Source organism: Streptomyces globisporus C-1027 (genome assembly GCF_000261345.2).
Taxonomy (GTDB): domain Bacteria; phylum Actinomycetota; class Actinomycetes; order Streptomycetales; family Streptomycetaceae; genus Streptomyces; species Streptomyces pakalii.
In genome coordinates this window covers 2,228,795-2,241,621 of sequence record NZ_CP013738.1, presented here as the reverse complement: position 1 = coordinate 2,241,621, position 12,827 = coordinate 2,228,795, and the positions used below count along the sequence as shown (strand labels likewise).

The 12,827-nt window shown below is 73.6% G+C and carries 10 protein-coding genes; 6 read left to right on the top strand and 4 right to left on the bottom strand.

Annotated elements, in window-relative coordinates; all coding sequences use genetic code 11:
- Positions 1–16 precede the first annotated feature (16 nt).
- The 6 genes from WQO_RS09835 to WQO_RS09810 all read left to right on the top strand — a co-directional run bounded on the left by WQO_RS09835 (position 17) and on the right by WQO_RS09810 (position 9,814).
- A complete protein-coding gene (locus tag WQO_RS09835) occupies positions 17–775 on the top strand; it encodes a type VII secretion system-associated protein (protein ID WP_010057453.1) in 759 nt (252 codons plus the stop codon).
- 44 nt (positions 776–819) lie between these two features.
- A complete protein-coding gene (locus WQO_RS09830) occupies positions 820–1,647 on the top strand; it encodes a type VII secretion system-associated protein (RefSeq protein ID WP_010057454.1) in 828 nt (275 codons plus the stop codon).
- Between the two features lie 306 nt (positions 1,648–1,953).
- Positions 1,954–2,850 (top strand): type VII secretion system-associated protein, encoded by an 897-nt coding sequence (locus tag WQO_RS34425; RefSeq protein WP_010057455.1) that lies wholly within the window; start codon positions 1,954–1,956, stop codon positions 2,848–2,850.
- A complete protein-coding gene (locus WQO_RS36730) occupies positions 2,847–6,767 on the top strand; it encodes a hypothetical protein (protein WP_010057457.1) in 3,921 nt (1,306 codons plus the stop codon). The genes WQO_RS34425 and WQO_RS36730 overlap by 4 nt, the downstream gene beginning before the upstream one ends.
- A gap of 162 nt (positions 6,768–6,929) precedes the next feature.
- A complete protein-coding gene (locus WQO_RS09815) occupies positions 6,930–8,207 on the top strand; it encodes an RICIN domain-containing protein (RefSeq protein WP_010057459.1) in 1,278 nt (425 codons plus the stop codon).
- 335 nt (positions 8,208–8,542) lie between these two features.
- Entirely contained in the window at positions 8,543–9,814 is a 1,272-nt protein-coding gene (locus WQO_RS09810) for an aspartate aminotransferase type Ic (protein ID WP_010057461.1), read from the top strand.
- A gap of 15 nt (positions 9,815–9,829) precedes the next feature.
- Here WQO_RS09810 and WQO_RS09805 read toward each other — a convergent pair whose 3' ends face one another.
- The 4 genes from WQO_RS09805 to WQO_RS09790 all read right to left on the bottom strand — a co-directional run bounded on the left by WQO_RS09805 (position 9,830) and on the right by WQO_RS09790 (position 12,708).
- Complete coding sequence (locus WQO_RS09805; RefSeq protein ID WP_010057463.1) at positions 9,830–10,099, bottom strand: DUF397 domain-containing protein; 270 nt, start codon at positions 10,097–10,099, stop codon at positions 9,830–9,832.
- A gap of 163 nt (positions 10,100–10,262) precedes the next feature.
- Complete coding sequence (locus WQO_RS09800; protein ID WP_010057464.1) at positions 10,263–11,075, bottom strand: serine hydrolase domain-containing protein; 813 nt, start codon at positions 11,073–11,075, stop codon at positions 10,263–10,265.
- A gap of 63 nt (positions 11,076–11,138) precedes the next feature.
- Entirely contained in the window at positions 11,139–11,969 is an 831-nt protein-coding gene (locus WQO_RS09795) for a hypothetical protein (RefSeq protein ID WP_029181993.1), read from the bottom strand.
- 61 nt (positions 11,970–12,030) lie between these two features.
- Positions 12,031–12,708 carry an ATP-binding cassette domain-containing protein gene (locus WQO_RS09790; RefSeq protein ID WP_010057466.1) on the bottom strand — a complete coding sequence of 226 codons (678 nt, stop codon included), beginning with the start codon at positions 12,706–12,708 and terminating at the stop codon, positions 12,031–12,033.
- Positions 12,709–12,827 lie beyond the last annotated feature (119 nt).

The following is a 12,827-nucleotide window of genomic DNA, read 5'->3' as shown; positions in this document are numbered from 1 at the left end:
TCCCAGCGAGGAATCCATGAACGACAGCACTGCCGCAGGACCGGCCGCGACCGGCGACGACGCCGCGCCGCCGGTCCCCGAGGAGATCAGGGAGGCCGCCCGGCTCGCTCCCGATCACTGGCTCGGCATGGTCGACCCGGCATGGGCGGGCGAGGGCGATCCGCCGGAATGGGCCGTGGTGGGCCGGTGGCGGTCCGGCCTGGACGGCGACATCGAGGAGTGGCAGCCGAACGAGGCGTACCGGCCTTCGCCCCAGGCGCTCGGCTGGCCCGCCCCCACCGACCCGGTGGACGAGGCGGTGCAGCTCTCCGCCACGGGGTACGGTCCGGGGGAGGCGGTCCCCAGGGCGCTGGCCACGGCGGAGGTCGCCGTCCTGCTCGCGCCCGGCGGCGTACCGCTGTCGGCGGTCTCGCCCGACGGGACCGCGGTGGTACCGGTCTTCTCCTCACCTGTCCATCTGCACGCGGCCGGCCGCTTCGGCTACGAACTCGCGCCGGTCACCGAGGTGATGGAACGTCTGCCCGAGGGCCACCTGCTCTACGTCAACCCTTCCGGGCCGGTCGGTATGACCGTCGAGACCGACGCCCTGCGCCGGGCGGTCGACGAGGCCGCCGGGGCGACGCCGGAAGAACCGCGGCGCTCCACCGAGGCCGAGGCCGACGACCCGGAGCCCTCGGCCACCGGGGCGGGCGGGCCGGATTCCTCCCCCGCCGCCCCCCTCCCGGACCCCGCCGAAGAGACCGGCCGCGAAGCCTCCGCGCGCTCCGAGAGCTGACCGCCCCCGTACGACGCACGAAGCGAACCGATGGAGTTGCCCCGATGACGAGCCCTTCAGGTGCACCGGACCGCGAGCCCGACGGCCCCGCCGACGCGGAGACGGCCGACGGGCCCGCTGCTTCCGGACCGCGCCCTTCCGGTGTCCAGGGCGGCCCGTCCGCCGTGCTGCGGGGCCGACCGGGGTTCCGGGAGCCGCCCGAGGACTACGTGGAGGCCGCGAAGGCGGCCCCCGACCACTGGCTGTCCGTGATCGACCGGCACTGGACCGGCGACGAGGACGAGCCCACGCCTCCGTGGGCGATCCTGGGGCGCTGGCGCAGCGACACCCAGGGCGACATCGTGGAGTGGGAGGAGAACACCGAGTACCGCCCGTCGCCCGACGCACACGGCTGGGCCCCGCCGGTCAGCCCCGTGGACGCCGCCGTGCAGCTGGTCGCCACCGGATACGCCTCGGAGGATCTGTTCGCCCTGATGGTCGCCGACGCCGAAGTCGCCGTGTGCCTCGACGAGGTGGGTGGCCTGGCGGTCACCGACGCGCAGGACGGCACCCAGGCCGTGCCGGTCTTTCCGGCCTCCCCGACCCTGGACCAGGACAGGCTGCCGCCGCACGAGATGATGCTGGTACCCGACCTCCTGGACCGGCTCCCCGAGGGGAAGGAGGTGCTGGTCCTCAGTTCCTCCGCACCCGTGGGGCAACTCGTCACGGCGAGCGCCCTGCTGGCGGCCCAGGCCGAGCTGGAGGAGTTCGCCCGCCTGGAGGAGGCCGACGCCTGGCCACCCGGGCCGACGGCCGGCGGCGGCTCCGAGGCCACCCCCTGGCCCCCTGGATCCGCCGAGGAGCGGCCCGAGTTCTTCCGGGGAGAGAGCTGAGCCCGCGGGCCCCCGGCCCCCCGCGTCGGCGGTGGCAGGGCAGGGCCGGACGCCACGGAGGGCAGGACCGGGCGGTGAAGAGGGCAGGGCGGTACGGATCTGACTCCTCTAACTCCACTTTGTGCGGGTACGGTTCATCCGTGAGCAGAACCTCGTGTGGTCCGCGATTCCGCTTGCCGCCCGCACGCCCCTCCGTGCGCACCACGGCAGAGGGCCCGGCCCGGCCGTCCGTATCACCGGACTGTCAACTGATGAGGGTGAGTTCGCAGCAATGGCTCATGTCTTCTGTTCTTGGAGTGCCCGCCGGTGAGTGAGTACGTCGACAGCTCCGTCCCGGAGATACCTCCCGCGCCCGGACCCGAGCCCCTCCCCGCGGCCGAGGACGATCCGGCGATACCGGTGCCGGGACCCGCCGCGGCCGAAGCGGTTGCGACCGCCGGCGGGCCGGCGGACCCGGCCCCCGCCCCTGACGGGCCGGTGGCCCCGGCAGGTCCGCAGCCGGAGCCGCCCCCGGAGGTGGTCGAGGCGGCCCGGGAGCTGCCCGACCGCTGGCTGAGCGTCCCCGACGCCGCGTGGTCGGGGCGGGGCGCGCCGCCGGACTGGGCGGTTCCCGGCCGGTGGCGTACCGACGCCGCGGGGACGATCGTGGCGTGGGAGGACAACGCGGACTACCGCCCCTCCCCGGCGGCGCTCGGCTGGCCCAGGGCCACCGACCCCGTGGAGTCCGCCGTCCAGCGCGCTGTCACCGGTTACGGACCGGCCGCCGAGGTCCTGCGGACCCTGGCCGCGTCGAAGGTCGCGGTACTCGTCGGCTCCGACGGCGAGCCCACGGCCCTCCGGTCGGCCCAGGGCGACCCCGTGGTCCCTGTCTTCACCAGCCCGGCCCACCTCCGCGCCCTCGGATCGCTCGCCGCCCGGCTGGTCCCGGTGGCCGACGTGGTCGCGGGGCTGCCCGAGGGGCACTCCCTCTACCTCAACCCGACCGGACCGGCCGGAATGATCATGGAGACGGAGGCGTTGGCCGAGGAGATCGCCGCCCAGGAGCGCGGCGAGACCAGGGCGGTGAGCACGGACAGCCCGGAGGGGCCGAGCGCGCCGCGCATCCTGGCGGTCCACGTGACCGACGCCGACCGGCTCGTCGCCGACGCGCCCGGCCGGACGGAAACGGCCGTGTCCCCGGCCGGAACGGAGGCCCGGGCATGAAGGGCAGAGGAGTCTTCGCACGCCGACGCGGCACCGGACCCTCCACCGGTGCCGGGCGCGACCGCACCGCTGCCGCCTCCAGCAGACCGAACAGTGAGGCCGAGGAGGGGTTCCTGGTCGAGGACCACGACGGACTGCTGCTGTTGCGGACCTTCTCCGACGACACCCTCACCCCGGCCGACGTCGCCGACCTGGCCCGCACCATGCGTGCGGACGAGGACACCGTGACCGTCATCGCGGGCGCCGAGGGTGCGGGATCCGCCGCCTTCTGGCCGAAGCTGAGCGAACTGCTCGACACACTGAGCGAGTCGGGGGCCGACAGCGTACGGCTGGTCATGCCCGGAGCGGGGCATGACGCCGAGGGCCGGCCCGCCACCGCGCGCCGCATCGCCGACGCCTGGCGGATGGAGGTCGAGGCGCCGGACGGGCCGCCGCTCGTCGTGCCGGGCGGCTCCCTCTTCATCCCGTCCGTCGAAGGCGCCGGACGGCGGTCCTCGGCGGGTGCCTGGTGGCGGTTCGCGCCGGGGAAACGGCCCGAACCCCTGGGCCCGCGCAGCCCGCAGCCGTCCTGGCAGTCCGCGCTCGACGACCTGCCGGCGGCCCTGGCGGGCGGCTGCGTCGTCGAGCAGATACCTGCCGGGGTGCTGGTCCGTCCGTCCGGAGCCGCGCCGGCCCGGCCCGGCGACCTCTACCACGCCGTACCGGTCGACCCCCGCCGCCTGACCGTGGTGGTCGGCGTGCCCTTCGGCGAGGACATCTCCGCCGAGGAGGTCGCCGAGGTGCTCGAAGCCCTCCCGGACGACGTCCAGGTCGACGTGCGGCTCGTGCCCGGTGGGCGGCGCGATCTGCTGCCGCTGGCCCAGTCGGTCTCCGACCGGCTGGACATCGACGTGGAGGTCATGACCGGGCTGCCGCTCGTCGCGGCCGCCGGCCTGATGGGCACCTACTCCGTGCGGTCGGTCCTGGCGACGCCGGACGGCACTCCGGCGTGGATCCCGTTCGTGGACGCGGTCCGGTGCTCCCCGCCGGACGCGGAGGGCCGCGCCCGGCCGCCCCGGCTGCTGCGCTGGAGCCCTCCGCTGCCGGGGCCTGCACGTCCGGAGGAGGGCGTGGTCGGTCTGACCGACGACTGGCAGCTCACGGTGACCCGGGCCGGCATGTGGGTGGGGCCGCGCGGCGGCCCGGCGCTGTCTCCCACCGCCCGCCGGGTGGACCCGGCCGGTCCCATGATCGAGCTGGGCATGCCGGGTGAACTCCTCGACGCCTCGCTGTGGCCGGTCCTGTCGAACGTGCTGGAATCCCTGGCGCCGGACCTGCGCGGCCGCACGGTCCTCCATGTGCACGGTGTGGCCCGCGACGGCGGACGCGAACTGCGGCGGCTGGCGGCCCAGTACGGACTGCGTACCCTGCGCCACGCCGCCCCGGCCCCGGTCCGGTCCGGGCAGACGGCCCCGCGCCGTCCCGCCGCTGCCGGTGCGGTCCCTCCGCCCGGAGCCACCCCGCTGGCATCGTTGTCACCGCCGCCTCATGCACGGGGCTCCGAGCGCCCGGCGTCGTCCGGACCGGCGGAGCGCCCCGGCCCGGGCCCGCGTACCCAGTCCGGACAACCCGCGGTGCCCCACCAGCCGGGACGGGCCTCCGGGTCCGCCCCGGCCCCGCCCGCGAAGATCGGGGGCAGAGCGGCGCGCACGGAACGTGCACGGGAGCTCAGGGAGGCGATGGCCGCCGGTACGGAGACGGGGGCGAGCGCCTCGACGGCCGCGGGCACCTCCGGTACGCCGTCCGCCTCCGCCCCGTCGGGTACGCCGGGCGGACGCGGTCCGTCCGGTGCGCGCCCGGCACCTGGTACGCCCACGACGGCGGGCACCGCGGGTACTTCGGGCGTGCCGGGTACGGCGGGCACGCCGGGCGGCCCGGCGACCTCGGGCGGCTCGGGCGCCCCGGGCACGTCGGCACCTTTTGGCAAGCCGACCACCTCGGCAACTGTGGGCGCGCAGGGCACGTCGGCACCTGCGGGTGGCTCGGGCACCCCGGCCACCCCGGGCAAGTCCGGCGCGTCCGGCAGGAGCGCGGCGCGTGGGGAGCGGGAGCGACGGGCGGACACGTTCGACTGGTCGGACGACCGCGTTCCGACGGGGTTCGCCGGACGGGCCCGCTCGTCGGGAACGACCGCGGGCCCTGGGCTCGGCACCCATGCTGCTCCGGCGCCCCAGGCCCCGGGGCGGAACACCGGCCCGGCCGGGCGCCCCGAAGCGCGGGAGCCGGAGGCGAACGCCCCGGAGGCGAACGGTGCGGAGGCGAAGGCCCCGGAGGCGAACGCCCCGGCTCCGAAAGCCCGCGCCGCCGGTCGGGACGAAGACCCCGTACGGCCCCCAGGCCTCGACGAAGGCGGCCGCGCGGGAGCTGCGGCCGAGACCCGAAGCGACGACAACGGGGGAGCTGCTGAGACCTCCGGCCCGGACGAACGCGCCGAGGGCGGCCTGGCCACCGACGTGACGACCGGGAACGCCGCCACGACCGACGGCTCCGCAGCGACCGACGGCTCCGAACCGGAAGGCGGGCAGGGCCGGTCCGGTGCCGAGCGGAAGGACCCCGCACCTGGGGCGCCCGAAGGCCCCGACGGCGACGAGAGCCCCGACGCGGACGCCGGATCCGCGCCCCCCGGGGGGCCGGGGCAGCCGGAAGCGGGCGGCGCGTCGATCCTCGCGCCCGACCCCGGGGAAGCGGACGACGAGAAGACCTCGGCAGAGGCCGGAGCCCCAGGAATCTCCGCGGTTCCGGACGGTCCGGCAGCCGCCCCCACCCCGAAACCGTCCACCGGACCGGACGCCACCGAGGTCGCCCCGGCCGCTCCCCGCTCCGAAGGCCCGGACGTACGCGATCCGGAGCCGGCGCCCGCCCCGCCGGGACCGCCGCACCGGGTGGTGGCCGAATCCTCCGACCCCGTGCCCGCAACGGCGCCGCTCACCTCGACCGCCTCGTCGGACTCCGGTGCCGCCCGGCTTCCGGACGTACCGCCCGTACCGGATGCACCGGAGGTCCGAGGCGCTCCCGATCCCGAGGCCCCCGACACTCCCGACACCGGCCACGTGACCGAGGCCGAGGCCGAGGACGGAGAGGGCAACGAGGACGAGGGCGCGGAGGCCGTGCAGGCTCCGCTTCCCCCGGTCCTGCTGGACCCCGGGCACCGCAGCTCCGAGGCCGAGCGGACCGCCTTCCGCGCGCTCGCGGGCGACATGTGGGACCGGCACGGCGCGGCCGTCGCACGGGCGCTCGCCCGGATGCCCGCGCTGCGCGGAAAGGAGCAGGAGGCGGCCCGCGCCGATCTCATCGCGCTGCGGATGTACCTGCACCTTTCGGAAGGGCCCTTCAGCCATGGCGCGTTGACCTGGAGTCTGCGCGACCGTGAGCTGGACCTGCTGCCGTACGGCGCCTGTGTGGCCTCGGCACTGAACCGGATGCCGTCCTACCGGGGCGCGGTGCTGCGCGGCACCACCGCCTCCGGAGACGGCGGCCATCCCGGACCGCCGCGTCCCGGGACACTGCTGCGCGACGCGGCTCTGCTGAGCACCGTGCGGCTGGACGCCGGCACCGCACCGCCGCCGGGTGACAGCTATGTCATCTGGTCGGTGGCCGGCCGCCGCGTGCGGCAGTTCTCCGAGCAGCGCGGGCCGGAGGAGGTGGTGTTCGCCCCCGGGACGCTCTTCCGGGTGCTGGCCGTCCGCCGCGCGCAGCCCGGCGTGCAGATCCATCTGCGTGAACTCACCGGACCTGCCGGGGCGCTCGCGCCCGATCCCGAGGGGGATCGGGCCGTGCTCGCCCGGCTGGAAGCCGTCGCAGCCGGACCCGAAGCGACGCCCAAGGGCACCGGCCACTGGCCGGAGCGCTGCGCGGGCGCTGTGGGGGCCGGACCGTGACGCGACAACGAACCCCGACAAGAGCGAGGACCTTAGGTGGCAAGAGAGCATGATCCAACCTCCCGCATATCCACGCGGTCGGGCACGTCCACCGGCGAAGGTGGCACGGGGAACGGCCGGAACTCCGGCGGCTCATCGGTATCGGTCCGCCGATCGGTGACCATGCCCGGAACCCCCGGGGACCCCGGCAGCGCACTGGCGCCGGGCGGCGGCGAGCGGCCCGGCGGTAAGGCCGCGCCCGTCTCCGGAACCGCTCCGGAGGCCGCCACCCGAGCGGAGATCCCGGCGTCCGGGGACCCCGCGAAGACGAAGGCCGAGGCGAACACGAACGCCGCCACGGGCCCCGACGCCGCGAAGACCGGCGAGGCGACCGGGACGCGCGCCAACGCGCCCCGGGGCGAAGCGGAGGGCACCGCCGAACCCGCCGCCGCTCCGGCCGCGGCACTGTCCGGCGCCGCGTCGGCGTCGGCGTCGTCGGCTTCCGTTCCGACCGCGGAGCTGGCGACCGTCAGCACCGACGGCCCGGCTTCGGGCTCCTCCGTGGCGACCGCGACCGGTACCGGTGGCGGCGGTGGCGCGAGCTCGCAGGAGGGCGACGAACCGCCCGGCAGCCGGCCCAAGAAGCCGATGCTCGCGGCGGCCGGCATCGTCGGCGCGCTCCTGATCGCGGTGCCCTTCCTCCTGGCGGGGCAGGACGACCGCGAGCCCGAGCGCACCCGGACCGAGAACGCGGCCGGCACGGTGCTGGACAGCGAACGCCCTCCGGTTCCGGAGACCTACACCAGCCAGTCGCCGGCCCCCTCCCCCACGCCGAGCAAGAAGGAGAAGAAGGAGAAGAAGCCGGTCGAGCCCGTGGTCCACCAGCCCCCGGTCACGCCCTCGCCGACGCCCTCGCCGGAGAAGTCCAAGGACGCGAAGAAGCCCAAGGTCAAGGCCAAGGTGCTGACGCCCGCCGAGAAGCTCCGCCAGTGGGCCAACGGACGCTCCGGGGTCCAGAACACCGTGATCAAGAACGCGGACACCGGACAGTGCGTGGACGTCCCGGGCTGGGGCAAGGGCGAGATCGACGGCCGGATCAACCAGGACCCCTGCACAACCTCTACCTCCGACAACCAGCTGTGGAACCTCGACATCGTGGACAAGGACGGCGGGCCCCAGAACGCGCCCCTCTTCCTGATCCGCAACAGCAAGGGCGGGCTGTGCCTGGACCTGGGCTACTACAAGGCGAGGTCGGCGGGAACGAAGGTCACCCAGTTCCACTGCAACGCGACCGGAGACAACCAGCTCTGGTGGCTCGACCCTCGCGGGGACGGGACCAACTGGATCCGTAACGCGGTCAGCAACGACCTGTGCCTGCGCCCGACCGGCGGCGCGAGCGCGAAGGACGACACCGCGCTCGAAATCGCCAACTGCGGCTTCGGCGATCGCTGGATCGTCTGAGGATCCGCTCCGGCGGAGCGACGCCCCTGTTCCTGCGGTGCAGCCTTACGCACCCAGGGGAACGGGGGCGTCGCTCCTTCGTTTTCCGGAAGGCGGATGCGCGCCGCCGTCGCCGAAGGTTTGGTTCAGACCACCTGGGGTCAGCCGAGAAGTCAGGCCACGGTGTGATCGCGGGCAACCGGTTCTGAGGCGGGCCACCGACCCTGGGGCCTGCCGGAGCCGAGCGCCTCCGTAAGGTGCAGACGGCGTCGTATGCCCGTACGCCGTGTCTGCCGTACGCCGTTTTCCGTACACCCCGCGTTCGCCCGCGAAGGAGATCTGCCATCAACACCATCGTGTCCGGCCCCGAAGCCCTGGCCGCCCACCGAGACCGCGCGCAGCAGGACTACGCCGAGCTGGTGGAGCGGGGCCTCTCCCTCGACCTCACGCGCGGGAAGCCGGCCGCGGACCAGCTCGACCTCGCCGCACCGCTGCTCGCCCTGCCCGGCGAGACGCACCGCAGCGCCGAATCCGTGGACACCCGCAACTACGGCGGCCTCCACGGCCTGCGCGAGCTGCGGGAGATCTTCAGCGGCCCGCTCCAGGTCCCCGTCGAGCAGCTGGTGGCCGCGGGCAACTCCAGCCTGGAGCTGATGCACGACAGCCTGGTGCACGCGCTGCTGAGCGTGCTGCCGGGGGCCGCCTCCCGCTGGGTGGACCAGGAGCGGATCGCCTTCCTCTGCCCCGTACCCGGCTACGACCGGCACTTCGGCGTGTGCGAGCGGCTCGGCATCGAGATGATCCCCGTCCCGATGACCGACCAGGGCCCTGACATGGACACCGTGGAGCGGCTGGTGGCCGAGGACGCCTCGGTCAAGGGCATCTGGTGCGTCCCGAAGTACAGCAACCCGGACGGGATCAGCTACAGCGACGAGGTCGTCGACCGGCTCGCCGCGATGCCCACGGCCGCGCCGGACTTCCGGATCTTCTGGGACAACGCCTACGCCGTCCACCACCTGACCGACGAGCGCGTCGCGATAGCCGACGTGCTCGCCGCCTGCGCCGGCCACGGCCACCCCGACCGGGCTTTCGTCTTCGGCTCCACCTCGAAGATCACCTTCGCCGGGAGCGGCGTCGGCTTCTTCGGCGCCTCGCCCGACAACATCACCTGGCTGCTCGGCAACCTCGCCAAGCGCACGATCGGCCCGGACAAGGTGAACCAGCTGCGGCACGCGCTCTTCCTCAAGGACGAGGCGGGCGTCCACGCCCACATGGACCTCCACCGCGCCAAGCTCCGCCCGAAGTTCGACGCCGTCCTGCGCATCCTCGAAGCCGAACTCGGCTCCACCGGCCTTGCCACCTGGACGGACCCCAAGGGCGGCTACTTCATCACCCTGAAGGTCCTCGACGGCTGCGCCCGCGAGGTGGTCCGCCGCGCCGCCGACGCGGGCATCGTCCTCACCCCGGCGGGCGCCACCCACCCGCACGGCCAGGACCCGGACGACGCGGTGATCCGGATCGCGCCCAGCTTCCCCACCCCGGAGGAGCTGGAGCAGGCGATCGCGGGCGTCACGGCCTGCGTGCGCCTGGTCGGCTACGAGAAGCTGCTGGCCGACACGGCGAGTTGAGGGCGAGGGCCCTCGTCAGCGCAGGCCGTCCACGAACGCCTGCCAGGCGGGGGCCCCGAGGACGATGGCGGGGCCGGTGGGGTTCTTGCTGTCACGGACGGGGACGGAGCCGCAGGCGTGGGAGGGGGCGACCTCGACGCACTCGCCGCCGGTGCTGCCGCTGTAGGAGGAGGTGCGCCAGGCCGCGCCGCCGGTGACCGTGCACTCGACGCAGTCGCCGCCGGTGTTCCCGCTGTAGCTCGACTTGCGCCAGTCCGCGGTCGTCAGGTCAGGGCCGTGCTCCATAACGCTCCTCCACCACGGGCGATCCGCTGGACGACGGGGGCCGGGGGCTCGTCCTGGTCGACGCCGTCACCGATGAGTGGGGGGGGCATCAAGCGGTGGGACGGCGGCGGGAAGACCGTCTGGTTCGAATGCCTGACGCCGCCCGAGCGGGGCGGCAGCCGGTTCAGGACAGCTCGGCCAGAACCGCGTCCGTGAACGGGGTCCAGGCCTCGGCCGCCCACGGGCCGAAGGCGCGGTCGGTCAGCGCGACGCAGGCGGCGCCCGCGACCGGGTCGATCCACAGGAACGTGCCCGATTGGCCGAAGTGCCCGAAGGTGGCGGGGGAGGACGTGTTGCCCGTCCAGTGCGGGGACTTGGAGTCGCGGATCTCGAAGCCGAGGCCCCAGTCGTTCGGGCTCTGGTGGCCGTAGCCCGGCAGGACGCCCTTGAGGCCCGGATGCACGACGCTCTGGGCCTCCAGGACCGTACGCGGGTCGAGGAGGCGCGGGGCCTGGACCTCGGCGGCGAAGCGGACCAGGTCGGTGACGGTGGAGACGCCGTCGCGGGCGGGGGAGCCGTCGAGGGTCGTGGAGGTCATGCCCAGCGGCTCCAGGACGGCCTGGCGCAGGTACTCCGCGAACGGGATGCCGGACGCCTTGGCGATGTGGTCGCCCAGCACCTCGAAGCCCGCGTTCGAGTACAGGCGGCGGTTGCCGGGCGGGGCCGTCACCCGGTGCTCGTCGAAGGCGAGGCCGCTGGTGTGGGCGAGCAGGTGGCGCACCGTGGAGCCCTCGGGCCCGGCGGGCTCGTCCAGTTCGACGGCCCCCTCCTCGTACGCCACCAGCGCCGCGTAGGCCGCGAGCGGCTTGGTGACCGAAGCGAGGGGGAAGCGGTGGTCGGCCGGCCCGTGCGTGCCGAGGACCGTGCCGTCCGCCCGCACGACGGCGGCCGCCGCCGTCGTGACCGGCCAGGTGTCGATGATGCGCAGGCTCTCCATGTCCCCGAGCCTAACCGGCCTCACCGGTCGGCTTCGGTGGCCCTCCGGGGTCGGCCCCGGGGTTCACGTCGTGTACGCCGAGCGACGGGACTCCACCGCGTACGTGACGGCGAGCATGCCGGCGACGCCGGCAAGGAGGAGGAAGGCGGCGAGCAGCACGTGCACCGGTCTCGGTGCCGGGGGCACGAACCCGCCGATGAATTCCATGTGCGGGTAGGCGAGGACCATCAGCAGATTGCGTGGATCGAACCGGCTCAGGATCGGTACGAGGAAGAATCCGGCAACGAAAAGGGGAAGGATGTACAGCGGGCGCCGGAAGAGAACAGCGGTGCACATTCCCAGCAGGGCGAAGAAGACCCCGGTCGTGACCGTCATGGTGAGCGTGGGAAGCGCGTCCGGGAAAGACATGTCCTGGGGCACGCGCAGAAGACGGGTGTCGATGCGGCTCGAAACCGCCAGATGTACCGCGGTGGTGATGGCGAGGGCGAAGAGAAGAGCCGTGACGGTCAGCGCGGTCACCGCCGTCACCAAGGAGGCCGCCCGGGCCACGAAGAGCGGCCGATACCCTTCCCGTACCACGCGGAACTTCAGCGTCTTGTAATGCGCGTCACGGGTGGCCGCGATGGCGCCATAGGTGAAGAAGACGATCGGCCCGATGACGAAGCAGAGCACCTGGAGCAGATTCACCGCGCCCTGTACCGGATGGAGACCGGCGACGGCCTGTCCGGCCGCTTCCCAGGTCTCCTTCAAGGGCGCGTCGGTCGCATCCGGGCTCTTCCCGATGGCCCGCTGAAAGGTGTAGCCGCCGTCCTCGTGCAGAAACTGCCATTCCTGGTGCAGGCTGTCGACCGCCGCGCGAGCGCTCGCGTACGCACCGAGGGCGAAGGCCGACATGACGGCCGCGAAACAGGTCGCGGCGTAGAGAAAGTGGCGTGAGACCCACTGGTAGCGGAGATCACTGCGGAGCGTGCGCCCGATGGCGCAGATAGACCGCTTCGAGGCTGTCTCCGTCATCATGGTTGAAGTCAAGCCTGCTCAGCCTTTTCTCGGATAGGGCGAAAACGTCGTCCGCCACTTTGTCGTAGAAGTCGAATTGGTGGCCGGAGGCGACCACGACGCCGTTCTCCTTGAGCCGCTCGATGGAGCCGCGCAGCCATTGCAGACTGTCGTAGTCCAGACCGTTCGCCAGCTCGTCGAGCACGATGTAGGCGGGGCGGGCGATCAGCAGGCCGACGGTGTACAGCTTCTTCCGCTGCCCGTAGGAGAGGGCGCGGGCGGGCTTGCGCAGGCTCGTCCGGTCCAGCGCACCGTTCGCGACAGCTCTGACGTCGTCCCAGCTCACCCGGCGTCCGGTCAGGTGGCGAAGGTTCTCGAAGCCGGAGAGGTGAGGGTAGAGGGGGCAGTCGTCGAACACGGGGAAGACGTGCTCGCGTACATCCGTCAGCGGTCGGCCGGAGAACTCCACGGTCCCGCCGTGCCGCTCCAGGCCCAGCAGGCACTTGAACAGCGTCGTCTTTCCCGAACCGTTGGGGCCGAGGAGATAACTCACTCTGCCCCGGCTGAATACCGCGGAAGCATCGTCCAGGACCGTCTGGCCGCCGTACGCCTTGGACAGGGAGGTGATGGTGATCATTGGTGATGTCTCGATTCCCGCGCGGCGGGCGGCCGGTTCGCACGTACGCGCCCCAGCCGCCCGCGCCTGCCACGTCGGTACGGTCCGTATCTCGTTACGTCCGCACTCGGTACGTCGGT